The organism is Labrenzia sp. OB1, from assembly GCF_001624695.1.
GTDB lineage: Bacteria > Pseudomonadota > Alphaproteobacteria > Rhizobiales > Stappiaceae > Roseibium.
The window spans coordinates 115,272-139,617 of record NZ_JSEP01000011.1; the positions used below are offsets into that span (position 1 = coordinate 115,272).

22 protein-coding genes and 1 pseudogene are annotated in these 24,346 nt (G+C 61.2%); 11 read left to right on the forward strand and 12 right to left on the reverse strand.

Going from position 1 to position 24,346, the window contains the following annotated elements:
- Positions 1-208: 208 nt before the first annotated feature.
- Both OA90_RS16100 and OA90_RS16105 read right to left on the reverse strand, forming a co-directional pair.
- Positions 209-1,771, reverse strand: coding sequence for a sulfatase-like hydrolase/transferase (locus OA90_RS16100; RefSeq protein ID WP_068413955.1), 1,563 nt, complete (start codon positions 1,769-1,771; stop codon positions 209-211).
- A gap of 15 nt (positions 1,772-1,786) precedes the next feature.
- Positions 1,787-2,521 (reverse strand): GntR family transcriptional regulator, encoded by a 735-nt coding sequence (locus OA90_RS16105; RefSeq protein WP_068413958.1) that lies wholly within the window; start codon positions 2,519-2,521, stop codon positions 1,787-1,789.
- Positions 2,522-2,667: 146 nt separating this feature from the next.
- On the opposite strand from OA90_RS16105, the gene OA90_RS16110 reads away from it, so the two are divergent.
- Positions 2,668-3,690, forward strand: a complete 1,023-nt coding sequence (locus OA90_RS16110; protein WP_068413962.1) for a TAXI family TRAP transporter solute-binding subunit — start codon at positions 2,668-2,670, stop codon at positions 3,688-3,690.
- Positions 3,691-3,735: 45 nt separating this feature from the next.
- Positions 3,736-5,664, forward strand: coding sequence for a TRAP transporter fused permease subunit (locus tag OA90_RS16115; RefSeq protein ID WP_156510527.1), 1,929 nt, complete (start codon positions 3,736-3,738; stop codon positions 5,662-5,664).
- 293 nt (positions 5,665-5,957) lie between these two features.
- Here OA90_RS16115 and OA90_RS16120 read toward each other — a convergent pair whose 3' ends face one another.
- Entirely contained in the window at positions 5,958-7,343 is a 1,386-nt protein-coding gene (locus OA90_RS16120; protein ID WP_068413965.1) for a homospermidine synthase, read from the reverse strand.
- Between OA90_RS16120 and OA90_RS16125 the strand changes: the two genes are divergently transcribed.
- Positions 7,318-8,172: a hypothetical protein gene (locus OA90_RS16125; protein ID WP_156510528.1), complete on the forward strand. Its 855-nt coding sequence runs from the start codon at positions 7,318-7,320 to the stop codon at positions 8,170-8,172. The two genes, OA90_RS16120 and OA90_RS16125, sit on opposite strands and share 26 nt — an antisense overlap.
- 112 nt (positions 8,173-8,284) lie before the next feature.
- Here the strand turns inward: OA90_RS16125 and OA90_RS16130 are convergent, their stop codons facing one another.
- Positions 8,285-8,836 (reverse strand): N-acetyltransferase, encoded by a 552-nt coding sequence (locus OA90_RS16130; protein WP_068413971.1) that lies wholly within the window; start codon positions 8,834-8,836, stop codon positions 8,285-8,287.
- A gap of 10 nt (positions 8,837-8,846) precedes the next feature.
- Complete coding sequence (locus tag OA90_RS16135; protein WP_068413974.1) at positions 8,847-9,977, reverse strand: type III PLP-dependent enzyme; 1,131 nt, start codon at positions 9,975-9,977, stop codon at positions 8,847-8,849.
- 734 nt (positions 9,978-10,711) lie between these two features.
- Here OA90_RS16135 and OA90_RS16140 point away from each other — a divergent pair.
- The 3 genes from OA90_RS16140 to OA90_RS16150 all read left to right on the forward strand — a co-directional run bounded on the left by OA90_RS16140 (position 10,712) and on the right by OA90_RS16150 (position 12,169).
- Positions 10,712-11,089, forward strand: coding sequence for a VOC family protein (locus OA90_RS16140; RefSeq protein ID WP_068413976.1), 378 nt, complete (start codon positions 10,712-10,714; stop codon positions 11,087-11,089).
- Between the two features lie 145 nt (positions 11,090-11,234).
- Positions 11,235-11,789 carry a thioredoxin family protein gene (locus OA90_RS16145; protein ID WP_068413978.1) on the forward strand — a complete coding sequence of 185 codons (555 nt, stop codon included), beginning with the start codon at positions 11,235-11,237 and terminating at the stop codon, positions 11,787-11,789.
- On the forward strand, positions 11,786-12,169 hold the full coding sequence (locus OA90_RS16150; RefSeq protein WP_208986164.1) for a VOC family protein: 384 nt from the start codon (positions 11,786-11,788) through the stop codon (positions 12,167-12,169). Before OA90_RS16145 ends, OA90_RS16150 begins: the two co-directional genes overlap by 4 nt.
- Before the next feature lie 224 nt (positions 12,170-12,393).
- Here the strand turns inward: OA90_RS16150 and OA90_RS16155 are convergent, their stop codons facing one another.
- A complete protein-coding gene (locus OA90_RS16155; RefSeq protein ID WP_082837087.1) occupies positions 12,394-14,103 on the reverse strand; it encodes a pyridoxamine 5'-phosphate oxidase family protein in 1,710 nt (569 codons plus the stop codon).
- Between the two features lie 20 nt (positions 14,104-14,123).
- Positions 14,124-14,744 carry a glutathione S-transferase gene (locus tag OA90_RS16160; protein ID WP_068413981.1) on the reverse strand — a complete coding sequence of 207 codons (621 nt, stop codon included), beginning with the start codon at positions 14,742-14,744 and terminating at the stop codon, positions 14,124-14,126.
- Between the two features lie 165 nt (positions 14,745-14,909).
- Between OA90_RS16160 and OA90_RS16165 the strand changes: the two genes are divergently transcribed.
- The 3 genes and pseudogenes from OA90_RS16165 (at position 14,910) to OA90_RS16170 (ending at position 17,721) form a co-directional block, all read left to right on the forward strand.
- Positions 14,910-15,794, forward strand: coding sequence for a LysR family transcriptional regulator (locus tag OA90_RS16165; protein WP_068413985.1), 885 nt, complete (start codon positions 14,910-14,912; stop codon positions 15,792-15,794).
- A gap of 140 nt (positions 15,795-15,934) precedes the next feature.
- Positions 15,935-16,330: pseudogene (locus tag OA90_RS29530) on the forward strand (GFA family protein).
- Positions 16,331-16,548: 218 nt separating this feature from the next.
- Entirely contained in the window at positions 16,549-17,721 is a 1,173-nt protein-coding gene (locus OA90_RS16170) for a hypothetical protein (RefSeq protein WP_156510529.1), read from the forward strand.
- 165 nt (positions 17,722-17,886) lie between these two features.
- Here OA90_RS16170 and OA90_RS16175 read toward each other — a convergent pair whose 3' ends face one another.
- Positions 17,887-18,927 (reverse strand): calcium-binding protein, encoded by a 1,041-nt coding sequence (locus OA90_RS16175; RefSeq protein ID WP_068413990.1) that lies wholly within the window; start codon positions 18,925-18,927, stop codon positions 17,887-17,889.
- A gap of 278 nt (positions 18,928-19,205) precedes the next feature.
- Here OA90_RS16175 and OA90_RS16180 point away from each other — a divergent pair, with 278 nt between their 5' ends.
- Both OA90_RS16180 and OA90_RS16185 read left to right on the forward strand, forming a co-directional pair.
- Positions 19,206-19,934, forward strand: coding sequence for a response regulator (locus OA90_RS16180; RefSeq protein ID WP_068413993.1), 729 nt, complete (start codon positions 19,206-19,208; stop codon positions 19,932-19,934).
- Complete coding sequence (locus OA90_RS16185) at positions 19,931-21,376, forward strand: ATP-binding protein (RefSeq protein ID WP_068413997.1); 1,446 nt, start codon at positions 19,931-19,933, stop codon at positions 21,374-21,376. Before OA90_RS16180 ends, OA90_RS16185 begins: the two co-directional genes overlap by 4 nt.
- A gap of 433 nt (positions 21,377-21,809) precedes the next feature.
- On the opposite strand, the gene OA90_RS29795 is transcribed toward OA90_RS16185, so the two are convergent.
- The 4 genes from OA90_RS29795 to OA90_RS16200 are packed head-to-tail and all read right to left on the reverse strand — an operon-like array spanning position 21,810 to position 24,345.
- Positions 21,810-22,250: an FAD-dependent monooxygenase gene (locus OA90_RS29795; RefSeq protein WP_279625820.1), complete on the reverse strand. Its 441-nt coding sequence runs from the start codon at positions 22,248-22,250 to the stop codon at positions 21,810-21,812.
- Complete coding sequence (locus OA90_RS16190) at positions 22,190-22,954, reverse strand: FAD-dependent monooxygenase (RefSeq protein WP_199823731.1); 765 nt, start codon at positions 22,952-22,954, stop codon at positions 22,190-22,192. The genes OA90_RS29795 and OA90_RS16190 overlap by 61 nt, the downstream gene beginning before the upstream one ends.
- 51 nt (positions 22,955-23,005) lie before the next feature.
- Positions 23,006-23,428: a cupin domain-containing protein gene (locus OA90_RS16195; protein WP_068414000.1), complete on the reverse strand. Its 423-nt coding sequence runs from the start codon at positions 23,426-23,428 to the stop codon at positions 23,006-23,008.
- Positions 23,425-24,345 carry an EamA family transporter gene (locus OA90_RS16200; RefSeq protein ID WP_068414003.1) on the reverse strand — a complete coding sequence of 307 codons (921 nt, stop codon included), beginning with the start codon at positions 24,343-24,345 and terminating at the stop codon, positions 23,425-23,427. Before OA90_RS16200 ends, OA90_RS16195 begins: the two co-directional genes overlap by 4 nt.
- Between the last annotated feature and the right edge of the window lies 1 nt (position 24,346).

Below are 24,346 nucleotides of genomic sequence, written 5' to 3' on the forward strand. Positions count from 1 at the left end.
GTTTCACCAGCTGCGGAAAGACGGCTCTCTCAGGCACACCGACAGGGATTTCAGATTGGTCAATGAAGCCGCTGCACCGAATGTGTGATGCAGCGGCTTCATGCCGGCCTTCCTCGTTGTCGGCGACATCGGCGCCCTGTAGTGGGTCAGGGGCAATGCCGAACCGACCAACGTGGCGCGGCAGAAGGTTCGAGGGGAGACATCCGGATCACGCCAGCCGGGTCGCCCTTGGGCTTTCCTCCATGGTGCTCATCATCATGTGAACGAGGCGTTCAGTCAGTTCCGAGCGCACCGATGCATGCTCAGGGTCGTCCCAAAGGTTCAACGTTTCTTGCGGATCGGCCTGCCGGTCGTACAGCTCCCCCCAGTCCTGATCCTTGTAGAAGGTCAGCCGCCAACGATCCGTGAGCAGGCAGCGCACACGCGCCGGTTCATTGAAACCCATGCGCGCACCGCCGTCGTGATGCTCTATCAGCAGCGCGCTGCGCGGCCCTTCCCCCCCTCCAATACTGTCGATGAGGCTTTGCCCCTGCATGCCCCTATAGGGCTTGACGCCCGCCTTCTCCAGTACGGTTGCCGCGATGTCGATCGTTGACGCGAGATCAGAGCACGTACGCCGCACCGGATCCTTCGGGTCGGCCCAGATGAAAGGCACACGGGTGATGGCGGGCAGAGGAAGCGCGCCCTTCAGCAGCAGATTGAAGTCTCCCAGATAGTCGCCGTGGTCGGACGTGAAGATGACAATCGTGTCCTCGGCCCGGCCGGAGGCCTCCAGTGCGGCCAGCACATCGCCGATCGCATCGTCGATCATCGTCGTCATGCCGGCCGTCAGCGCCATCGCCTCGCGCAGAGCCTGCTCGTCCGCATAGAACGCCGCCTGGGAGATTTCTTCCGGCACGTTGCGCTCCCACCTGTCCCGCAAATGCCGAAGCGGCGGCGGCGGATTTCTATGCGCTTCATAGGGAAGCGCAACTTCGAACTGGTCGGGTTCATACATGGACCAGTAGCGTCCGGGAGGATTGAACGGATGATGCGGATCGGGAAACGACACGAAGGAAAAGAAGGGATCCTCCTCTCCCGCCTGCACACGCAGCCAGTCCGCGGCCCGGTCCCGTATCCATGCCGTGGGATAACTCTCTTCGGGGACCGGCGTCCGATAGGCCTGCGGGCACTGGTAATTGTGCGGCAGCTCGTTCGCCGGGTCGTGCAGCTCCCGCCAGTTCTCATGGCGGCGCCGGAACCACTGACCGTAGTGTCCGCCGCAGCGATCGCCGTGACCGGTCACCATCTCGACATGCTGATAGCCGTAATACGGTGTCCGTATCGCGTAGGGCTGATCGCTGGAATAGGTGTCCGGCTCCTCCTCCTCGTAGGTCACGGGATCCGGCTTCCACGCCTCCTCGATGGGACCGGTCTCGGCACTGAGCTGCCCTTTCGGTGGCTGACCGGTAAAGGGCTGCAGGTGGCTCTTGCCAATCGCCGCTGTGCGGTAACCTGAGGCCGCGAGAACTTCGACAAACGTGTTGGCCCGCTCGGAAAGAACACATCCGTTATACCGCAGACCGTGAATCGACGGATAACGGCCGGTGAGCAGGGAAGCGCGGTTTGGCATGCAGACCGGCATGGCGACGTGGAAATCCTCAAACCGGGTGCCGCGCGCTGCCAGCGCATCGATATTGGGTGTACGCAGGGTCGGGTGACCGTAACACCCCAACCAGTCGGCGCGCTGCTGGTCCGTGACGAAAACAAGAAAATTCGGCCTGCGAGCCATCAGTTGTCCCTTTGATCAGAATGTTCCATCGGCGACTGCCGGAATCGTGAGTGCCGCATCCATGTGCTCGATCAGGAGCGCGGCCTTGGCAAGCGGGATAAGAGCGTGTTCGCGCATCAGGAATTCCGCGCGCGCGCCCTGGCACTGGCGAATGGCATCGAGCAGCCGTATGTGGTCGCGCTGGGATTCGCTCATTGCCATCAGCGCCTCCTCGCGCGGCAGGACATAGAGCATGGGCGCGGAGCGGAACGGCAGGTTCGTGGTCCGCTCAAGCGAGCGGGTCAGCGCTGCGTTGCCGGCGATCTCGGTGATTGTCGCATGAAAGGCGATGTTGATTTCAGAGAACCTCTGGAACGTCGCATGATCGCAGGCACCGGAGGCAATCAGCACCTCCAGCTCGTCAATGCAGCGAACAAGCGTGTCCTCCTGCTCCTGCGACAGGCCTTTTTCCGCCGCCAGGCGTGCGGCCATGCCTTCGAGCGTTGCGCGGACCTCGATGATCTCCCGCAAATCCTCGAGCGTGAACCGGCGAACACGAAACCCCCGGTTCGGGGCTCCCTCCACAAGCTCTTCCTGCTGAAGCGTTGCAAGAGCAAGCCGAATGGGTGTCCGCGAGACCTGAAGGAGCGAGGCCAGACCGGACTCGGTCACCCGCTCGCCCTGGGGAAGTGCGCCCTTCAGAATCAGTTCCCTCAGACGCGCCGTCACCGCCTCCGTGCTGTTGGTACCGCTAACCTCTCTGGATTGCATGCAATTACTTCTCCTTCACGCCCATTATTTTCAAGTTTTGCCGAATATTGCAACCAAAAGCGTTTGAATTGCATGCAATCATATGTCAACGTTCCCATAGCAAGGCCTGAACCGACAAGGCCGACTGATTGTTAGGAGGAGGAAACATGATAGGAATTGCAAGACTCGCTTTATGCGCCGCAGCCGTTGTCGCGACCACCGTTTACCAGGGAAGTGCTCTGGCCCAGTCGCTCAAGGTTGAAACCGGTAACTCGGCCGGTCTTACGACCTTGGTCCCGCAGCTTCTGGCCAAGTCACTGACCGAGTCCGGCGTGTCGCTGCTGATCAACTCGGACCAGACCCTGACACGCTCTGCGATGAGCCTGGGCATCGGACGTATCGATGCGGCCGTCGTTCCGCCTCCGGCCTTCAACGCCATGCAGCGCGCCGCGGGCCCTTACCAGAAAGCCGGTGACAGCGCGAAGGAAGCCGCAGCGAACATTCGCTCGCTGTTTCCGTTCGCGGGCGGTGTTTTCCATCCTATCGTCTGGGCGGATTCCGGGATCGACTCCTGGGATGACATGAAAGGCAAACGCATCTTCATCGGCCCGCCGGCCGGTGCGGCCAACCGGCAGATCACCGGACTGATCCGGCTGGCCGGCGGCCTTGAGGAAGACACGGATTACACCCCTATCCGGCTCGGCTGGGGCGCTGCCATACAGGCCTTTCAGGATGGACAGTTCGATGTCCTCGTCGGAGCGTTTCCGGTTGGAGCCGCCGCAGTTCAACAGCTTGGTCTGCAGCGGGAAATACGGCTGATCGGGGTGTCCGAAGAGGTGCGCAACAGCGCGGAATGGGCCAAGTACCTTAACCAGATGGGCGAACTCAACAGCTCGGTGGCTCCGGGCACCTATGACGGTCAGGTGAACGGCGATGAAACCATCTCGATCCCTGCCTATGCGATGGTATTCGGTGTCAACAAGGGCATGGACGACGACCTGGCCTACTCCCTGACCAAGACCTACTGGGACAGTGTCGAAGGCTACAAGAAATCGGTCGCCGTGCTGGCGCAACTTCCCACAGATGATCCTTTGGCCGGAAACAACGTCCCGCTGCATCCCGGGGCCGCGCGCTATTACGAGGAACAGGGAATTGAGTTTCCCGCCGCCATCGTTCCTCCGGCCGAATAACCCCTACCCTCGGAGAGGCCCGGAACAAGGGTCGAGACCTGCATAATGCCGAATGACCGAACGGACCTTTCAAGCGGACGACTGGCCAGGCGTGTGGCTCTGACACTCGCTTTCTTCATGGCCCTGATCCCTCTCGGTCACAAACTTCCCGCGTTCGGCCCGATGCCTCGCATCGGGCCGTTCGAGGCGGAACCCATGAGGGGCGGCGTGCTCGCGTTGAGCGTGCTGATCTGCGTCGTTCTTGCGTCTTTCGGGCGTCAGGGGCGCGGCCCGTTCAAGGTGTTGGGCTATCTCTTCGACACACTCCTGATCACCACGGCCGCCTGGGCCTGCTGGCGCTTTTATGTCGATGTCACTGCGATGCATCAGAGCATCGTCTTTTTCGAGCCTTGGCAGGCATGGACATCGCTTGCAGGCTGCCTTGTCATCCTGGTCATGACGTGGCGGGTCTGGGGTGCTCCTCTGGCGCTGGTCGCCGGAGCTGCCCTCCTTTGGTTCCTTTGGGATTTCCGTGGTGATTTCGTTCAGGCGACGACCGAAAACCTCTGGATGGTGCTGGACGACGGCGTGCTCGGCAACATCATGGACATCGTTCTCAGCACAGTTTTCCCGTTCATCATCCTGGGCGCAATGCTTGAGGGATGCGGTGCGGGCGGATCGCTGATCCGCGTCTCGTTTCATACGATGCGCCGCTTCCGCGGCGGCCCTGCCCATGCCGCGATCCTGGCATCGAGCCTGTTTGGCGCTGTCTCCGGATCGGCGGTCGCCAATGTCGTGGGAACCGGTGTGATCACCATCCCAATGATCAAACGGCGGGGATTCAGCGCGAATTTCGCGGGCGGCGTGGAAGCCGCGGCGTCCACCGGTGGACAGGTCATGCCGCCGATCATGGGAGCAGCAGCACTCGTGATGGCCGATCTCGTGGGCGTCAGCTACCTGACCGTCATCGTCGCAGCCCTGATCCCGGCGCTCACTTTTTATGGCGCATTGTTCGCATCAGTCATCTTCGAGAGCCGCAGGCTCGGGATCGAGGTCGCCGAGACGATCGAGTCCGACATGATGGTCACCGCACAGGACTGGCGCAATCTGGCGCTTGTGGCCATTCCGCTTGCCGTCGTCATCATCTCGATGATCCAGGGGGCATCGCCTTCCGGAGCAGCCCTGACCGCGCTCGCCGTTCTCATCCCGCTCAGCTTCATGAACCCGGCGGTGCGCCAGCGCCCCTTCGCGCTTGTGGAGGCTTTCGCACGCGGAGGCCTGACCTTCGCACAGCTTATGATGGCGGTCGGCGCCATCGGCATTGTCGTCGCTTCGTTGTCGTCCACCGGTCTGCCGACGATGCTGGCTTTGCAGCTCGACGCCCTGTCCTCGCAGAGCCTCACCCTCACCCTCGTCATCGCGGCGCTCGGCTGCATCCTGCTCGGTATGGGCATGCCGACGCTTCCGGCCTATCTGACGATCATCGTCATCAGCGGCAGCGCGATCATGGCACTTGGTCTTTCCGCACTCACGGCGCATTTCTTCGTATTCTATTTTGGCGTCGCCTCCGCGATAACGCCGCCCGTTGCAATCGCCGCCTATGCCGCTGCCGCGATCTCGGGCGGGAGCGCCATCGGCACAGGCGTATCGGCTGCCCGCATCGGCGTGGCCATTTTCGCCATTCCCTTCATGTTCACATTCAATCCGCAGATGCTTCTGGTGAGTGCGGCGGGAGGCGATGCCGGAACGCTTGATGTACTGCTGATCATTGTGCGCAGCGGCCTGATGATCTGGATGCTGACCTCCGCGGCAAACCGCTTCGACGCGCGCCGCCTGAGCTTGCCGGAAGCGGCCCTCCGGCTGGCCGCCGCCGCCGCACTGATTTCACCCGTCGCCTATATTCACCTTTCAGCCGTCGCCGTTGCCGGCCTCGCAATTGTCTTCAACCGCCTGAACTTTGGCGCCTCTGCCGATCGCAAACAGCCGGCCCCCTGAAAAGTGAAGCGATGCATTTCGTGACTGCCGGCAGGAACCGGCTGATATGAAAACCTGGGAAAACCAAAAGGATGTTTTCGGCAATAAGAGTCCTGATCCGTTCGCTGAGAACGGCTGTGAACCCTGACCGCTACCGGCCGGAACTGCACTACATGCGCGGACCGGGACCGGCCTGCCGGGAACAACAATTGCGTTCCGGAAACGGTGATACGGACCGGGCATGACGTGCTTTGCTCATTTCCCGCTTTTTCATGCGGAATGGTTGCAAGGCCACCCCTGCCCAATGGCGCCCCTCACCGCACCAGAATGTTCCGGAACTGCCACGGATCCCTGATGTCGATGTCCTCCTGGTAGAAGCCAGGGCGGCTTTCCAGAGGGGTCCAGTCGGTGTAGTAGCCCTTGATCGGACCCAGGTACGGCCGCTGGATTTCCAGGCAGCGGCGGTAGTCCATCTCGTCTGTCTCCACGATGCCGGCTTCCGGATTCTCCAGAGCCCAGACCATGCCGGCGATGACCGCTGACGTCACCTGCAGGCCGGTGGCGTTCTGATATGGCGCGAGCTTGCGGGTTTCTTCCACCGACAATTGGGAACCGTACCAATAGGCGTTCTTCTTGTGGCCGTAGAGCAGCACGCCCAGTTCGTCGGTGCCGTCCTGGAGTTCGTTTTCTTCTAGAACATGCAGCTTGTCCTGCACCTTGCCGGCTGAGCCGAACAGTTCGTGCAACGAAAGCACCGCCACATTGGCCGGGTGATAGGCATAGTGGCAGGTCGGCCGGTAGGAAACCTTCTTGCCGTCATTCACCGTGAAATAGTCGGCGATGGAAATCGCCTCGTTATGGGTCACCAGGAAACCGTACTGGGCGCCCGGTGTCGGGCACCAGGTTCTGACGCGGGTATTGGCGCCCGGCTGCTCCAGATAAATCGCGGCCTTGCAGCCCTTCTTCTGTTGCCGGGCGTTGGCCGGTTTCCATTTCTCGTGGGTGCCCCAGCCAAGTTCGGCCGGCTGGAACCCTTCGGACAGAAACCCCTCCACCGACCAGGTGTTCCAGAATTCGCCCGCCGGTTTCGGCTCCCTGGCGCGCTGGGTGTCACGCTCGGCAATGTGGATGCCCTTGATCCCGGTCTTCTTCATCAGCTTCGCCCAGTCCTTGCGGGACTTCGGCTCCTTGAACTTCACCCCGGTTTCGGTGGCGACATCGACCAGCGCCTGCTTGACCAACCAGGACACCATTCCCGGGTTGGCGCCGCAGCAGGACATCGCCGTCGTGCCGCCCGGTTTCCTTTTCTTTTCCTTGCGCACGGTTTCGCGCAGCGCGTAGTTGGTGCGGCTGGCCGCCGACGCCTTGTCGTCGAAATAAAAGCCCGGCCACGGCTCGACCACCGTATCGATATAAAGCGCGCCGAGCTTGCGGCAGAGCTTCATCAGATCGAGCGACGACGTGTCGACGGACAGGTTGACGACAAACCCCTGCCCCTCACCTTCGGTGAGAAGCGGCGTCAACACATCCTTGTAGTTCTCCGGCGTCAAAGCGGTTTTCTGAAACCTGTAGCCCCGGTCGGTCACCAGCTTCGCGTTCGTGTCGACAGGGTCGATCACCGTGAAACGGCTCTTGTCGAAATCGAAATGCCGCTCGATCAGCGGCAGCGTGCCCTTGCCGATGGAACCGAGCCCGATCATCACCACGGGTCCGCTGATCGTGCCATGGGTCTGCGAGCGCCTTGCCGGAGCAGGCTTGGCTGCCCTGGATGCAGTCTTGGAAGCTGCGGCCTTCCTCGCCGTAGCGGTTCGAGCAGCCGTCCTTTTCGCGGGGGCCCTTTTTGTTGCGGCTTGCGGAGGCGCCGTTTTGGCAGGCTGGGCTTTTCTGCCGGCAGCCCGTTTGGTCGGGGGCTTGGCGGCAGGTTTCGCAGCAGCCGGCTTTACCGCTGCGGGTTTACCGGCAGCCACGGTCGCCGGTCTAGCCGTAGCAGCTTTGCTCGCCGCCGATTTGGTCGCTCCCGACTTTGTCGTGACGGGTTTGATCGCGGCCGGTTTTGCGGCGGCGTTTTTTGCTGCAGCAGGCTTTGCAGCCGGAGCTTTCGCTGTGGCGGGCCTGGCTGCGGGTTTTCTTCCAGGGTGTTTGGCAGCCGCCGGTTTCGTGGCGCTTTTCGCGGCCGTCCCGGGTTTTGCGGACGTGTATCTGGAGGTGGCCGGTTTTGTCGCCGCGGGTTTTTCAGCCGTCTTGGCGGCCGGTTTACGCGCTGGTTTGCGGGCAGGTTTCGGGGCCGTCGTTTTCGCCGGTTGTTTCGGCGCGCCGCCGTTGGTGTCGTCGGTCACGGTGTTCTCTCCAATCAATTCCTGTTCCGCCGCCAGACACCTTAATCGCGGGTCCGGTTCGGCGGGAATATTCGCCCGGGTAAAAAGTGCACTTATTGCGCCTGACTACAGGTTTGACCGCTTTTCACCGGAATATCAAGTTTGGTGTGATTTTCACGGAAACCATCGACTTGCGCGGATAAGCGCTTGCTGAGATTTGCGACGTGCCAGACCCGACAGATCCTCCAGTTGCAGTTCCGGTCTTGAGCCGGGGCCTTACAACAGATCCCGGCTCAAGGCCGGGACTGCATGGTGCTGGAAGGGTCTCAGGCTGCTCTCGGAATGGAAAAGCCGTTCGAAAGCGGTGCGGGAGCGACTGCCGGGTCGAGATTGCCAGCAGCAGCCAAAAGACCGTTCAATCCGCCCAGATGGCCGCGAACCATTTCGAGTCCCAGGAACCTGTCCTGATCGACCGGTCCCGGAAGCGCAACATCATCCAGCAGCCCCGCCGCAAAGCCGAAGCGGGCATAATAGCGCAGATCGCCGACCAGGATCACCGATCCGTGGCCGTGCATGGCTGCCTGGTTGAGCGCATGGCGCATCAACCGGTCGCCAACCCTGTTGCCCCGGTACGCCGGGTCGACAGCCAGCGGACCGAGCAGCAGGCTTTGGCACCCGCTGCAGTCCGCAACGGACCAAAGGCGCACCGTGCCGACCAGCTTGCCTGAATTGTCCAGCGCTGCGAATGCGAAGACCGGCAGGCGGCCCTCGCGCAGGCGTTCCGATGTTTTGGCCAAGCGCGCCTCGCCGAAACTTAGGTCAAGCAAAGCGTCGCGGGCGCCGATGTGAACCGGCGCCTCCTCCACAATATCGATCATGGCGACGGCCTCAGATGACGAAAGACGCCAGCGGCGCGAAGCCGTTGAAACCGACCGACGAATAGGTGGTGGTGTAAGCCCCGCAGGCCTCGATCAGCACCTTGTCGCCGATCGACAGGCTGACCGGCAGTTCATAAGGCGTCTTTTCGTAAAGAACGTCGACACTGTCGCAGGTCGGCCCAGCCAGGACACAGGGCGCGGTCCGGTCGCCGTCACGCGGGGTGCGGATCGGATAGCGGATCGCCTCGTCCATGGTTTCGGCAAGACCGTGGAACTTGCCAATATCCAGATAAACCCAGCGGATTTCGTCTTCGGCGGACTTTTTGGAGATCAGCACCACTTCTGCCTCGATCATGCCAGCGTTGCCGACCATGCCGCGGCCCGGCTCGATGATCGTCGACGGCAGACGGTTGCCGAAGTGCTTGGTCAGCGCGTGGAAGATCGCTTCGCCGTAGCTCGGCACGCCCGGAACATCCTTCAGATAACGGGTCGGGAAGCCCCCACCCATGTTGACCATTTTCAGTTCGATGCCGCGCAGCGCCATTTCCTGAAAGACGCCTGCCGCCATCGACAGTGCGAAATCCCAGGCTTGCAGATTGGCCTGCTGGGAACCGACATGGAAGGAAACCCCGTAGGCAGTCAGCCCGAGGCGATGCGCATGCTCCAGCACGTCGGGTGCCATTGCAGGATCGCAGCCGAACTTGCGCGACAGCGGCCATTCGGCACCGGCACCGTCGCACAGCACACGGCAGAACACCCTGGAACCGGAGGCGACACGGGCGATTTTCTCGACTTCCTCAACGCAGTCCACCGCGAACAGACGAACGCCGTGCTGGTAGGCCCGCGCGATGTCCTTTTCCTTCTTGATGGTGTTGCCGAAGGAAATGCGGTCGGCCGAAGCACCGGTGGCCAGCACCATTTCGATTTCGCCGACGGAGGCGCAATCGAACGACGAGCCGAGGCTTTCCAGGAGCGAGAGAACTTCCGGTGCCGGGTTTGCCTTGACCGCGTAATAAACGGATGTATCCGGCAGAGACTTCGCAAAGGCTTCGAAATTTTCACGGACGATGTCGAGATCGACAACAACGCACGGGCTGTCGTCTTGGCGCTGGCGCAGGAAGTCGCGGATACGGTCGCTCATCGGGATATCCCTTTTCTCAAATCAAGCCGCAGTCGCGCATCTGTTCCGGTGGGCGCGCTGCAGGTTCTCGTCGCAGGTGCCGCAATACGCACCGGGCCTCCCCCGGGATGGAACCGGAGGCCGGGTTGACTGCGGCGACGGTTGGGCAAGGAGGCTGCCGGTGGGCAGACACAATGCTTTCCCGCGTCGGGAATGCCGTTGATTGGATCGGGAGAACCGAGCCGCACGTCGGGCAATGATGTAACAAGTGCCTCTTCAGTGACGCCGGAGGTTGGAAACCCCGGCAGAGACCAAAAAAGCCCTCTTACGTCGTTGCTTTAAGCCGTCCGGATGATACTGCCCCGCCCCTTGGCGGATTGTCTGGCAGCGGTCCCTTAAGAAGCGTTTCTTCAACACTCCATGGACGACCACGGGCACGTGCGAATTTGGGCGAGGCGTATATGCGACGGTTTGCGGATCTATGCAAGCGGAAATTTTCGCATGGCTGCTCACCGGTTCCCGAAGGGACTTTTCCGAACGGGCCCGGCTTTCCGTTACGGCCATCTGCGCCATTGCAGCATCGCGGTCCGTGAGGTATTGAACCTGCAGGCACCGCCCTGACACTTTTGCATAGATCAACATCCCGATACTCGCCGAACCCGGCAGGTCCCGCGTTGATCCGGCGAACACGCATTGGCCACCGGCACCGACCGGAATCGATGCATGGCGCCACCAAACACTCAAAAGGACAAGGTATGCCTTCAGACAATTCCGCCAGCCAGCGCCTCGGCCGCATCGCCGCGACCCTCGGGGTCACCGACATCCACCGCTCCCTGCAGATTTATCATGCCGTATTCGGTCTCGAAAAAGTCTTCGAGAACGGCGATCCCGTCGGCTTCATGATCCTGAAAAAGGACGCCGCGGAGCTTCATCTGTCTCTGCAAAAGACCTACAAGGCCCCTGCATTCAATCAGGCTCATATGCTTGTCGCGGACGCGGATGCGGCCCTGAAGGCCTGCGAGCAACATGGATTGAGAATTATCCGGCACCTTCAGGACAAGGACTACGGACTGCGCGCCTTCGTCTTCGCCGATCCTGACGGAAACCGGATCGATGTCGGCCAGATCATATGAATTGCTACCCCGAATGCCCCGCATCGTGTCCGGCGGCGCTTGCATCAACCGCGTTGCGGGGGCAGATTTGACAATCAAGACCTAGAAAAACATCCGGCAGGCGCCTCGGGCCTGCCCTTCGATGTGCTGACCGGGAGATTGCTCAATGGCCGCGACACCGCCTGTCTGCGACTTCGGATGGAAGGCACCGGATTTCACCCTGCCTGCCACCGACGGCGGCGCCTACACCCTTGGTAACCTGCAGGGCGACAACGGCCTGCTGCTCATGTTCATCTGCAATCACTGCCCCTATGTTCTGGCGGTGCTCGACAAGATCAACCGCGACGCCGCCGACCTGAAGGCGCTCGGCATCGGCGTCGCGGCGATCTGCTCGAACGATCCGGTCGCCTATCCGGCCGACAATTTCGACAATATGCGCAAGCTTGCCCGGGAGCATGCCTTCCCGTTCCCCTATATGCATGACGCCGACCAGAGCGTCGCCCGGGCCTATGATGCGGCCTGTACACCGGATTTCTTCGGCTTCAACCGGGACCTCGCCCTGCAGTATCGCGGCCGTCTCGATGCGACGCGCGTGAACAGGCAGGCTCCCGAACTGCGCCGGGATCTCTTTGAGGCAATGAAGCAGGTCGCGAAAACCGGGGAAGGCCCCGCAGAGCAGATCCCGTCCATGGGCTGCTCCATCAAATGGAAGGCAGCATGATGCAGATCGGCAAACTCGACCACGTCAACCTGCGCACGACACGGCTCGACGAATTGATCGCCTGGTACGCGGACGTTCTGGGCATGAACCCCGGCCCCCGTCCCGATTTTCCCTTTCCCGGTGCCTGGCTCTATGCCGGTGAGGCGGCTGCGGTCCACCTGGTCGGGATAGAGGGTCCGGAAGCGACAGGGTCGGACAAAGAACTCAAGCTGGAACATTTCGCCTTCACGGCCTCAGGCGCACAGGACTTCGAAGACCGGCTGAAGCAACGCGGCGAAAAATACCGCCTCGCGGTTCAGACCGGCACAGGCACCGTCGCCTTTAACATCTGGGATCCGGACGGCAACCACATCCACGTCGACTTTCCGCCCGAAGAGTGACGCTGAGCACCTCCCTCTCGCCAGTCATTCCGGGCAAGTGCAGCGTAAGCTGCGCGCCGATCAGGAATGACGCAGGAGGGGCTGGCGTTTCCTCTCACCTTGCATCACCCCGGACGCAGCGAAACGGAGATCCGGAGCCTACTCGCGGTTCAGCTCGCAAAAACAAGGATGTTTTGAGCAAGGAGGAGCCGAGCGCACGAGGCAATGCCAACTGCGCTTCTAAATCAAAAGCTTTCGGAACGGATCCTGCTTTCGGGCACCCCTTCCGCCTCCAGCTCCGATTTCACCTTCGCCAGAAAACCCGCGGGACCGCACAGGAAATAGCTGGCCTCCGGCCTGTCCGTGATCGACGCGAGGAATTCACCGGTGATCCGTCCGGCGTGGTGGAAGTCCCTGCCCTGAATGTCCGAAGCCTGCGGCCGGCTGTAGAATAGGTGCATCCCGATATCCGCCCTGGCCTCGATCAGATCGGCGACTTCACGCCGAAACGGGTGGTGGTCGCCGTCCCGGGCGCCGTGGACGAACCAGACCGGGCGGCCACCAACTTCGCGCGTGAATGCATGCAACATGCTCAACATCGGTGTGACGCCGATCCCGGCGCTGACGAGCACCAGCGGGCCGATCTCCTCCGGCAGCACGAAATCTCCGGCCGGGACCCTACTGTCGACAATCGCGCCCATTTCCAGCCCTTCATGCAGATAGGTCGAGGCCAGCCCGCCCGGCTCCCGTTTGACGGAAATCCGGTAGCGCCTGTCGAAGGGCGAGCCGGAGAGCGAATATGTGCGCTGCACCTTGCCGCTCAGGCCCGGAATGCGCAGCTCGATCGGCAGGTGCTGACCGGCCTTGAAGGCAGGCAGTGCTCCACCGTCACGCGCCTCGAACACGAAGGACATGACATCGGCGCTCTCCTGCTGCTTTTCAACCAGCCGCAGCGAACGGGCGGAAGCCCCGTCCTCCTGCCAGCGCAGGCGCAGGACAGAAGACAGCTCGACAATCTCTTCGATTTCCAGTGTTACAAGCTGGCGCGCACCCGGAAGTCTGGCAACATCCGCGCTGTCCCAGTCTATCGAGGCACGACCTGTCAGTTGCAGGAGGCTGCCGGTCGCGAAATCGAGAAACAGAAATCCGGCGCGCCTGTCGAGCAGGATATTGCCAAGCGTGTTGTAATATCTGTTGCCTGCATAGTCCGGATAGCGGATCTTCGTGCCGCTCAGAACCTCGACGAAACCACGCTCGCCGCCCCGGTGGGAAGCATCCATGCCGAACGAGGCATCGACGCCGTCGCCACGATAACCGGTAGCAAGAAAAAACGTGTCGGCGGAGGCGATCCAGTCCTTCTGTCCCTCGGTCAGAACCCTTCCTCGCGTTGCCCTTCCGTCCGGCACCACAGAACTCCACCAGACCGCCCGCTCGCGAATATATTGCGGACAGTTGCCGAAGGACTGGCCGACGGTGAAGCGAAGACCGTCCTTTTCGCGCGCCGCCACGGTACCGTTCACCCGGTTCCGGCGCCGGGTCGCCAGTTCTATGCCGAGCAGACCGATATCGCTCCCCTCGCCAAACGCTTCTTCCAGCGCATCGCCGGAAACGGGCGCCGCTGCGATTTGCAACTGTTCCGGATCGGCCGAAGACACAAAGCCCTCCGGGCCTTCCAGAACAGTTGCCCAAGGCCGTCCGTCACCATCTCGTGCGGCGACAACCAGAAAGGGCTGGGCCGCAAAGAAATGCCGGTGCTGGTCGGGCAGGAACGGGCGAATGACCTTGCGCGCCCAGGTCTCGATATCGCGCTCCCCCAGCTTTTCCTGGATACGCCGTTCGCCCTCGTGAAAGGGTGACGCGGAGCGTGTTGCGGATGCAAGCGGATCTGTCTCGTGCATGGTTTCGGCCTTACTGGTGTAACGCTGGCCGGTCGCCGGACGCTTCCGTTTGAGCATCCGGCAGCCGCGTCGGATCGTCAGGCCGCAAGGCCGACCTTGGACACCGGCATCGCCACGAACCCCGGCAGAGCTTCAACACGCTTCAGGAATGCCCTGATCCGGGGATAGGGCTCCAGGGAGACATTCCCTTCCGGTGCATGGGCGGTGTAGCTGTAGATCGCGACGTCCGCGATCGTGGCACGGTCGCCGACCAGCCAGTCCCGGCCCTCCAGGTGACCTTCCAGCAAATCGAAGGCATAGGTTGCGGTCGCTTTCGCCCGCTCCGCATCCAGCTCCGCGCCGAAGACGGTCACAAGACGCGCAGCCGCCGGGCCGTTGGCGATTTCATTGGCGGCGAGCGACAGGAACCTTTGAACCTGCGCTTCCGCCAGCGCATCCGCCTGCATCCAGTCCGGGGCGTATTTGCGGGCCAGATAGACCAGGATGGCGGTGCTGTCGGCAATGACCACATCGCCATCCTCGATCACCGGCACCTTGCCGGCGGGATTGAGTGTAAGGAACGGCTCTTTCTTGTGTTCACCGGCGGCGAGATCGACAAGGACGAGCTCGTGATCGATCCCCGTGAGCCTGGCAAAAAGCTCCACCCGGTGGCAGTGACCGGAGAGCGGAAAATTGTGAATGCGGATGGCATTGGACATGGCAGTTTCCTCGTAAAACCTGATTGTTCGCGGTGCCGGTTCATGTGAACAGCCCGCTGAAGTCAATATGCCCACTGATCAAAACGGAAATAATCTCCTCATTTATTCAATAATTATGTACGATACGGAGATAAAAAACGGCGTGTCACGGCGGAGAACAGTCCGATGGACAGGATTGAAACGATGCGGGCATTCATGGCCGTCGCCCGGGAATGCTCCTTCACGGCGGCCGGCAGACGGCTCGGCCTGTCGACCAAGCTGGTCAGCAAATACGTCCGGCATCTGGAGGCCGAGCTTCAGACCCAGCTCTTCAACCGCACGACCCGCAGTGTGTCGCTGACGGATGTCGGCTCCGCCTATCTGGAGCGCTGCCGTCCGATCCTGGAACAGCTTGACGAACTGGACGCTCTGGTGCGCGAGCGCCAGGGGGCGCTGGCCGGACCGATCCGCCTCACCGCCCCGACCGGCTTCGGCAGCACGCGTCTGCCCGCAGCACTTCTGCCTTTTTTGAAACGGCACCCGGATGTCGAACTCGACATGACGCTGATCGACAGCCGGGTCGCGATTGTCGAGGAAGGTTTTGACCTTGCCATTCGCATCGGATCCTTGAGGGATTCAACGCTGATCGCCCGCAAGCTCGTGAATATGCCGCTCGTTCTGTGCGCCGCGCCGGAGTATCTGAACGCCCACGGACGTCCGCAGACCCCTCACGCGCTCGCCACCCATGTGTGCCTCGTCAACAACAATCAGGTCGATCTCAATGTCTGGCGACTTCGCGCCGGAGGCCGTGAACATGCGGTCCGCCACAAAGCCACAATACAGGCAAATTCTCCCGGCGCCCTGGCCCGCCTCGCCGAAGGCGGGCTCGGCATTACTATCGCACCGCTGTATACAGTCGAGGCGGCGCTCGACAGCGGCAGACTGGAACGGGTTCTCCCGGATTATGAAACAGACGTCTTCGGCGTCTACGCCCTCTACCCACCCAACCGCCATCTCACCCGCCGGGTCCGCGCCCTGATCGATCATCTGGCCGGAGAGTTCAGCCGGTAGCGCCGGGAAGTGGCGAGATTCTGCAGGTCGTCACACGGCGCCCCTCGGCATTGCGTTGTCCTGTGGTTTCGATAGGCTTCCTGTCTGCGCGAGAACTCGTGAAGGAATGCAGCCGACGACAACATCGATTGGAGGAAAGGATGCTTGAAGGAAATTGCCACTGCGGCGCGGTGCACTGGTCACTCGACGCCCTTCCGAAATCCGTCGCTGCCTGCAACTGCACGATTTGCCGACGCTACGGTGTTCTTTAGGCCTACGGCAAATTCGGTCGCCAAATCGTGGTGAGCGGAGAAACAGGCAGCTACCGTCGTAAAGACCACGGCGAAATCAGCTTTCACTTTTGCCAGACGTGCGCCTGCATCACCCACTACGTGGTCGTAAAGCCAAGTCAGGACGGAGCCCTACCGGACAGCGGTGAACCTGCGCCTCAGCGACCCGGAACCGATTGCAGACCTGCCGATCAATCACTTCGACGGCCTGGACAGCTTCAATGCGCTCCCCCGCGACGGCGGACAGTCCGTGACTTGTGGTTTTAAGGAGCAAGGCGATGACCGCGCTCGGCAACGACCGGGTTTAAAGGTGAAATCGCGAGACGGGCTGCGACGACCGCAGTCGGTGGGATCCGCCCTTAATGGCTCGTATTCCGAACCATAAAATCCAACGCTTCGAAAAAATGATTGAAAGTCTTCCAGGTTAAATTATAAATTGAATTATTCTGAATTTTATCTTTTTTTGTATTTTGGAATTATCGACCATGATCAAATTTACAAATCAGAGTCAAAATGTCTTCGAAAAGAATAAATCTCTATCTGAAAACAAATATATGCTGGAGCAATTCAGACAAAATCTGAGGGTCACTCTCGACGTCTCAAAAATACAACCAAATGGAATTCCTGAGCATCTTGCCGCCTACAACGAAGCTATTGAAGAACTGCTCGGCAAAAAGGAATTCAGCTGGAATGACGCATATGAGGTAGAAAAGCGTCTGGCCCATGTACGGCCTGCGGCTTCCCTGCAATCTGAGTTGGACACCCAGATCGCCTCCCTGGAAAGGGTATCGCCGGAAAATTTCAGACTGTTCAAACAGATGAACACGACACTGACGGAAGAATTCAAAGACGACAAGGTCGAATGGGAAGCACCTTCCGCATGGTCTCAACCCTATGTAATTGCTCTCAGAAGCCTGCTGGAGCAGGTTCTGAACGAAGTGCACTGGAAATATGCCCAGCGCTACTACTGCCGCAAGATCAAGGAACGTTATACGACGAAGGTATCCGCAATCAGCGTCGGTTTGCTGGTCCTGTTTCTGATCGTGATTTACGCGGTCGCCCAGCACAGATATGGATTTCTGACATATGCCGGTCTGGAAATTGCGTTTTTCGCGGGTTTGCTGGGAGCGAGTTTCAGCATTCTCACTGGAACGCGCAACAACTACACGGTCGGCGCAACGATAGAAGATATGCTCAGGGAAACCGGTAACGCATCCACTCTGGTCAGGATCAGCGTCGGCGGGATCGCGGCAGTCATGTTGTACTTTTTCTTTGAATCCTCACTTCTTGCGGGCACCATCATTCCCGAACTTCCAAACGTCGGTTTTGCCAAGACGCTTTTCGATGAAAAGTTCTCTTTGGCATTGAGAAATTCACTGGACATGCGAGACGCCGTGATTGAACCACCGGCACTTTTGGATAACCTGAGATCCGTTTTCAAGGATACGGACAGCAGGGATAAATTCGTCGAGTTGCTGGCGCAAAGACTGAACCCGAGCGCCGATGATCTCTCGCTTTCCGCAAGATTGCGGCTTGGCAATTTCGTACCGAACTCAGAATTGTGCAAGTTGCTGATCTGGAGCTTCGCGGCTGGCTTTTCAGAAAAACTGGTCCCCTCCGTTCTCGCCAAGGTCCAGCCTGCTGAAAAGGAGAACTGATCTCTTCTCGTCGCAGAATTATCAACGGCCCGGATTGGCTGAACATGAAACCGGGACAAACAAACGAGAGGGAGCCGCGGTTACGGCTCCCTCTTTTTCGTTCCCACGTCGGGGGTCGCTTGCATGTGAACTTCCGGCCCCACGTGTGGGGCCGGATATTTAACATCAGCCGCGGTGGTGTTTGCCCCGGCCTTTGCCTTTTCCGCCGTGTTTGCCACCCTTGAAGTCGGCTTTGGTGATGACGCCATCCTTATTGCGGTCGGCGCGTTCCATCATCTTGTCCAGGCGTTTGTCATGCTCGTCCGCACTGATGCCCAGGCTGCCATCGGCATCGGCGCGCTGGAACATGTCGACGACACGGTTCTCGTTGAGGCTCAGCCACAGCGGACCGAACTCCTCCAGCGTGAAGGACCCGCTGCCGTCCGTGTCGGCCAGAGCGAAGAGTTCGGCGCGTTTGACGTCGAAATCCTCACGGCTTACAGCGCCGTCACCATCGGTGTCGAACAGGCCAAGGAACATCCGGCCCGGACCGCCGCGGCCGTGATGGCCTCCGCTCGGGCCGCCACGCTCGTCGTGGCCGCGGGCTTCGGCCCTGGATCCACCCTTGTCGTCCCTCGGGCCACCCTGGCCTTCCATGGCTCCCCGGGGCTTTCTTTCGTCAGACCCATGCCCTTCCGCATGCCCGCGCTTGCCGCCGCGCGCACGTTCAGCGGTGCCGTTTCCATCCCGGTCCATCATCTTGAACAGACGGTTGGCTACAACATCGGTCTCTGCCTGCGTGACCGTACCGTCGCCGTCACGGTCCACAAACTGGAACGCCCGGACCATCCGGTCGTTGGAGCGGATCAGGAATTCAGCCTTGAATTCCTCCAGGCTGATATCTCCGCTGCCGTCCGTATCGGCCGACTGGAAACCCTGAGTCCGCACTTCCAAGATTTCCGCCTCGGTGATCACGCCGTCCTCATCCACATCGAAACGCTCGAAGATACGCTCCGCATGTCGGCGGCCACCCGGACCGGCTCCGTGACCACGTCCGCCGCGCTTGCCCATATGGGCGAAACGTTCGCCGGCGGCCTGTTGCATCTGTTTGCCCCCGTCCCCGTTTGCAGACCCGCTTTGGGCCGAAGCAGGCAGACCGGCAGTCAGTGCGACGCCCGCGACGCTCGCAGCCAGAGCGGCAATTGCAATTTTCCTGAACGGTTTCATTCCAACAACTCCTTGGTTCGTTGATGAGCTGAAGGTAGGTGGCAATTGTCGCAGGAATACCCTTCAAACCGGCTCGAAGTGTCGCCATCTGTCCCGCTGGGCCATCCCGACATACTTTGTTACAAGTTCCATAGGCACCATTAGGTTCAGACTGCTATTTAACCGTAGAAACAAACAGATCGGTCGCTTCGCAAGATACTTTCCGGCGCGGCCAATGAGATCAACCTGCCGTCATAAAGAATCCAGGCAATGCAGGGTGTTCTCGTATGGAGACGAAAATGAGCGATCCGAGCCCGCATATCCTGGTGGTGGACGACCATCGCGACATACGCGAGACACTGGCCCGCTATCTGATCAAGAACGGCCTGCGCGCCACGACCGCTGAAAATGCCGCCCACGCCCGCAAGGCCCTGAAGGCCGCGTCCGTCGACCTTGTGGTCCTGGACATCATGATGCCGGGAGAGGACGGCCTGTCGCTGTGCCGCCACCTGGTCGAAACCGGCGCCATGCCGGTGATCCTGCTGACGGCGATGGCCGACGACACGGACCGGGTGATCGGCCTTGAAATCGGCGCAGACGATTATGTCACCAAGCCGTTCAACCCGCGCGAATTGCTCGCCCGCATCCGCGCGGTGCTGCGCCGGACGTCGCTGGCACCCCGCGAACGCGACCCGATCGAGCAGGAACTGCTGTATTTCGACGGCTGGTCGCTCAACGTCTCCCGCCGGGAGCTCAAGGACCCGGACGGCACGTCGGTTGCGCTGTCCAGCGGTGAGTTCCAGTTGCTTTGCGCCTTTTTGAAACGGCCGAAAATGGTTCTCAATCGAGATCAGCTCATGGACCTGACGACCGGGCGCACTCCGGCCGTGTTCGACCGCTCTATCGACAACCAGGTCTCGCGCCTGCGCCGCAAGATCGAGACCGATGCGAAGGACCCCGCGCTGATCAAGACGGTCTGGGGTGGCGGCTACATGTTCACGGCGGATGTGAAGGGCGAAGCCGAATGACTTTCGGATCGCTTCTCCGCAGGGCCCCTTCCTTGCTGTGGCCGGGCACACTGGCCTCCCAACTTATCGTGCTGCTTCTTCTGGCCATCGTGGTCGCCCAGGCCTTGAGCATCTGGATCTTCGCCGATGAACGGCGCATCGCGCTCGTGGCCGCGGCCCGCGACAACCTGCTGTCCCGCTCCGTTTCGCTGGCCGAACTCATGGAGGACACACCACCTGCCCTGCAGGACCGGATACTGGAGGCCAGCAGCAGCCGCTTTGCCGTCTTCTGGCTAGGCAAGACGCCGCTGGCGCCCGAGCCGGGCGCATCGCGCTTCGAACAGCGTTTGCAGGACTATATGAAAAGGGATCTCGATCACGGTCAGATCGTCCATGTGAACATTCACGCGGACGAAAAACGCGGCCCGCGCAGGCTTGAAGCCCCTGAGGACGACAATGCGAGCTGGCGGTCCGTGCCTCCCGGGGAACGCCCTCAGAACCTGCGCCGGATCATGAAGAAGCCGGAGGATCTGTCCGTTTCAATCCAGATGACCGACGGGCGCTGGCTGAACACCGCGACAAGTTATCGGCCACCGGCCGGCGCCTTCATCCCGCTTCTTGTCCAGCTTGGCCTGACGGCCCTGATGTCGGTCGTTATTATCGGCCTCGCCGTGCGGCGTGTCACACGTCCGTTGAAGGAGCTTGCGGCCAGTGCCGAGAAATTCGGCCGCGGCGAGCAGCAGGAACCGCTGACACCCAGCGGACCGCGTGAAGTCCGGGCGCTGACATCCGCCTTCAACGACATGCGCGACAGGCTGACCCGCTTTGTCCGGGACCGGACCCGCATGCTCGCGGCCATCAGCCACGATCTGCGCACCCCGATCACGTCCCTGCGGCTGCGCGCGGAGTTCATCGACGACGACGAAAACCGCGAAAAGGTTATCGAGACCCTCGACGAAATGGCCGCGATGACCGAGGCCGCATTGAGGTTTGCGCGGGACGAAGCCCATACGGAGACGGCCGAGAACGCCGATCTCGGCGCCATTCTCGAGGCGCTTGCCGGCGACCAGCAGGATTTCGGCAAGGACTGCACGGTAGAGACGGATGGACGGATTGTGCTGCCATGCCGTCCCGTCGCCTTGAAGCGGGCGTTCCGCAACCTGATCGAAAACGGCATCCGTTACGCCAATGCCGTCTCGGTGCTTGCTGCCAGAGAAGGTCGGGAAGCCGTGATCCGCATCCGCGACAGCGGTCCCGGCATCCCTGAAGACAGATTGAAGGACGTCTTCGAACCCTTTGTCAGACTTGAGGAATCACGCAGCGAGGAAACCGGCGGCATTGGTCTTGGTCTCGCCATCACCCGGTCGATCATTCATGGCCACGGCGGCAGCATCGCGCTGAACAACCGGCCGGAAGGCGGGCTGGAAGCCGAAGTCAGGCTGCCGCTTGGAGAAGACAGGTAGACGGCTCCCCGCAAATGGCGCAAACAAGCGCGAAATCGCCAGAGTGCCGTCTGGGGTAAACCTGAGCCCTGTCCGGGATACTTACTGCGGTCGGTCGATGTCACCCGCCCCGAAGCTTTAGGCGGCTCTGATCTGGTTCAAAAAGACATCGCCCTGCGTTTGCAACGTTTCGGAATGGCCCGCCCCCCCGTTGCACCCCTCAGAACATCACGTGCGGCATCCCTGTTTGCGGGGCTGCCTTTGTGACCACCACACTCGTCTGACCCACTTCCGTCGCACCTACGGCTGCGATCAGCGTGCATTGCGCAATTTCCGATGCCAATTCGACTGCAATTGTGAGGTCACACAGCGCGATCCGATGGATTGGCTCCGGCAGTCGCGCATGTCTGGAACCGCGAGGATGGAATGCTGCCGGCTTGCTTCCTGACACCCGTCAGGGCGCACCGGACGGCGTCAGCGTCCCCGAGATCAGGCGGGAGAGCAGCGCAGGCATGGGCGGAACGCGGCTCACCGGAAAAAGAACATTGTCTCTTAGTACCGGCAACCACCTGCTCTCGCTCTGATAGGCCGGCGTGAACATGGCGCTGATCGCCTGATAGACGCCGACATGCCGGCGCCGGGCACGGCCATAGGCCGGCAGCGCCTGGTCAGACGACAACGTTTCAAGGGCCTGTGCCAGGACTGCCGCATCCAGAAGCGCCATGTTGGCGCCCTGCCCGAGCTGCGGGCTGGCACGATGTGCCGCATCGCCGATGAAGACGATCCGCTCTCCCCAGGTCTTTCTGAGCGACCCATGGCTGTAACGCGCCATTGTCATCTGGTCCGGCTCGGTGATCTGGTCGATGAAGGGCCCGGCTTCCGGCCAGAGCGACACGGCCTCGTCTCTCCAGGACCGCAATCCCCGGCGCAGCCACTCAGCATGGCCATCGGCCTTGAGCGACCAGAACAAGGCGCCTTGCGCGTGTCCTTGCCGGGCATCCGCCCGACAGGCAGCACGCCGATCATCCGGTCGGCCCGCCGGTAGCGTTGCGACAGGTGGTCCTCGGCCAGAACGCCCGGCACCCAGTCAACCGTTCCCCAGACAGCACCGAAGGCAAGCGCGCGCGCCTTCAAAGGCGACAGCACGGAATTGACACCGGACGCATCGACCACAAGATCGAATTTTTCGGAGACCGACCCGTCCGTGAACCGAAGCCGCCCGTCCTTCAATCCGCTTACCTGATGACCGCAATGCCAGGCCAGACCCAGACCGCGGGCTTTCTCATAAAGGGCGGAAAACAGTGACGCGCGGTGAATGCCCAGACCCGGGATCCTGCCGTAGGAGACGTCCAGAACCCGCCGGCCGGTTGACGCGGAATGACCGAGCACCCGCGCTATCGGCGTTGCATGCGCCAGAACCGCCTCCGCAACACCGGCAAGCCTCAACATCTCCAGTCCGACCGGCTGGATCATCAGCCCGGATCCGACCGGCGCAGGTTCGTGAAACTGCTCGAAGACGGAAATCTCGTGTCCGAGGCGCTCGATCAGGATGGCAGCCGCAAGCCCTCCGATCCCCGCACCGGCAATTGCGATTTTCATGGGATTTGCTTTCGTGTCGACGCTCGGACGGTCTCACGGAACCCGAACAGCCTACCGCCGCGCCTCGATCCCTCCGGCATAGGTTGCCTCATCGACCGGCTCCAGCCAGTTGGTCGCCTTGCCGTCGCGTTCTTCCTGCATCGCCATATGCACCAGACAGGTCGTCGGGCCCGCGCCGTGCCAGTGTTTCACGTCCGGTGGTATCCAGATCACGTCGCCCGGCAGAATGGAAAGTTTCTCCTGACCCCAGACGTGAATGAACCCGGCACCGTCCAGAATCTGCAGGGTCTGCCCAAACGGATGTGTGTGCCAGTTGGTGCGCGCACCGGGTTCGAAAGTCACCTTGAGGGCGCGCAGACTGGCCGGCGCCGGCGCCTGGATCACCGGATCCTGCCACACCGTTCCGGTAAAATACTCCGAACTCGCCTTTAGCGACGGCCGGGACCCGGCCTCATAGACAGTCAGAACACTCATGGCACCTCCTTGCCCGCATCGGGCGTGACTCGCGAATTGTCTTTCTTGGGCCAGTTGATCAGAACAACACCGAAAATGGCAAGACAGATTCCGGCGAATGTTTCCAGCTCCAGCCGTTCCGACAGGAACACCACTCCCAGAAAGACCCCGACCCCGGAGCGCAGATAGGCCTGACTGGCTGTCCCCATTGCCCCCAGTGTCGAAAGCAGGCGAAAATAGATCAGAAACGCCAGCGCCGTGCAGACAAGGCCGAGGACCAGAGCCGCGACAACACCGGTAGCATCCGGCGAGAGCGTCCAGGGACGCTCGGCTACCAGGCTGAACGGCACGAGCACCAGCGCGGAACATATCAGCGTTCCGGTGGCGGTCACGATTGGCGGCATTCCGGCAAACCGCCTGCCCTGCAGCGCCGCGATGCCGTACAGCGCCGCACCCGACAGGACTGCGAGCTGGGCGATTAGGTTCTTGCCGAGATCCTCCAGCGCACCGACACCCACGATCAGGATAATCCCCCCGAAACCGAGAAGCACTCCTGCAAGCGGGCGAAACCCCGGGCGCTGTGCACCGCCCATCAGCAGCCAGGAAAAGACGAACACCCAGAGCGGCGAGGTGGAATTGAGCACGCTGGAGACCGCCGTGCCCGCATATTGCTGTCCCCACGCCAGCAGCAGCCAGGGCCCTGTGCTGTTGACCAGCGATTGTATGAAGAACAGGCGCCAACTGCGGGCGTCGAGCGGCATCCGGATGCCCCGTACTGCCATGATCGCCAGAAGCGCGACGGCGGCGGACAGCACCCTGACGGCGATCAGCGTCGCCGGCGGAATTGTCGGCAACGCAAGCGCGATCCAGAAATAGGACGATCCCCACAAAAGGGCGAGCAAGCCCAGCAGGGCAAATTCGAAAGAGCGGTTTTGCATG

Excerpts from the sequence above, each read along its gene's own strand:
- OA90_RS16170 (WP_156510529.1), top strand. The coding sequence starts at position 16,549 with ATGATCAAATTTACAAATCAGAGTCAAAATGTCTTCGAAAAGAATAAA.
- OA90_RS16180 (WP_068413993.1), top strand. The coding sequence starts at position 19,206 with ATGAGCGATCCGAGCCCGCATATCCTGGTGGTGGACGACCATCGCGAC.
- OA90_RS16130 (WP_068413971.1), bottom strand. The coding sequence starts at position 8,836 with ATGATCGATATTGTGGAGGAGGCGCCGGTTCACATCGGCGCCCGCGAC.
- OA90_RS16110 (WP_068413962.1), top strand. The coding sequence starts at position 2,668 with ATGATAGGAATTGCAAGACTCGCTTTATGCGCCGCAGCCGTTGTCGCG.
- OA90_RS16150 (WP_208986164.1), top strand. The coding sequence starts at position 11,786 with ATGATGCAGATCGGCAAACTCGACCACGTCAACCTGCGCACGACACGG.
- OA90_RS16185 (WP_068413997.1), top strand. The coding sequence starts at position 19,931 with ATGACTTTCGGATCGCTTCTCCGCAGGGCCCCTTCCTTGCTGTGGCCG.
- OA90_RS16120 (WP_068413965.1), bottom strand. The coding sequence starts at position 7,343 with ATGATCGGGCTCGGTTCCATCGGCAAGGGCACGCTGCCGCTGATCGAG.
- OA90_RS16175 (WP_068413990.1), bottom strand. The coding sequence starts at position 18,927 with ATGAAACCGTTCAGGAAAATTGCAATTGCCGCTCTGGCTGCGAGCGTC.
- OA90_RS16190 (WP_199823731.1), bottom strand. The coding sequence starts at position 22,954 with ATGAAAATCGCAATTGCCGGTGCGGGGATCGGAGGGCTTGCGGCTGCC.
- OA90_RS16105 (WP_068413958.1), bottom strand. The coding sequence starts at position 2,521 with ATGCAATCCAGAGAGGTTAGCGGTACCAACAGCACGGAGGCGGTGACG.
- OA90_RS16140 (WP_068413976.1), top strand. The coding sequence starts at position 10,712 with ATGCCTTCAGACAATTCCGCCAGCCAGCGCCTCGGCCGCATCGCCGCG.
- OA90_RS16155 (WP_082837087.1), bottom strand. The coding sequence starts at position 14,103 with ATGCTCAAACGGAAGCGTCCGGCGACCGGCCAGCGTTACACCAGTAAG.
- OA90_RS16100 (WP_068413955.1), bottom strand. The coding sequence starts at position 1,771 with ATGGCTCGCAGGCCGAATTTTCTTGTTTTCGTCACGGACCAGCAGCGC.
- OA90_RS16200 (WP_068414003.1), bottom strand. The coding sequence starts at position 24,345 with ATGCAAAACCGCTCTTTCGAATTTGCCCTGCTGGGCTTGCTCGCCCTT.
- OA90_RS16145 (WP_068413978.1), top strand. The coding sequence starts at position 11,235 with ATGGCCGCGACACCGCCTGTCTGCGACTTCGGATGGAAGGCACCGGAT.
- OA90_RS16165 (WP_068413985.1), top strand. The coding sequence starts at position 14,910 with ATGGACAGGATTGAAACGATGCGGGCATTCATGGCCGTCGCCCGGGAA.
- OA90_RS16195 (WP_068414000.1), bottom strand. The coding sequence starts at position 23,428 with ATGAGTGTTCTGACTGTCTATGAGGCCGGGTCCCGGCCGTCGCTAAAG.
- OA90_RS16160 (WP_068413981.1), bottom strand. The coding sequence starts at position 14,744 with ATGTCCAATGCCATCCGCATTCACAATTTTCCGCTCTCCGGTCACTGC.
- OA90_RS16135 (WP_068413974.1), bottom strand. The coding sequence starts at position 9,977 with ATGAGCGACCGTATCCGCGACTTCCTGCGCCAGCGCCAAGACGACAGC.
- OA90_RS16115 (WP_156510527.1), top strand. The coding sequence starts at position 3,736 with ATGCCGAATGACCGAACGGACCTTTCAAGCGGACGACTGGCCAGGCGT.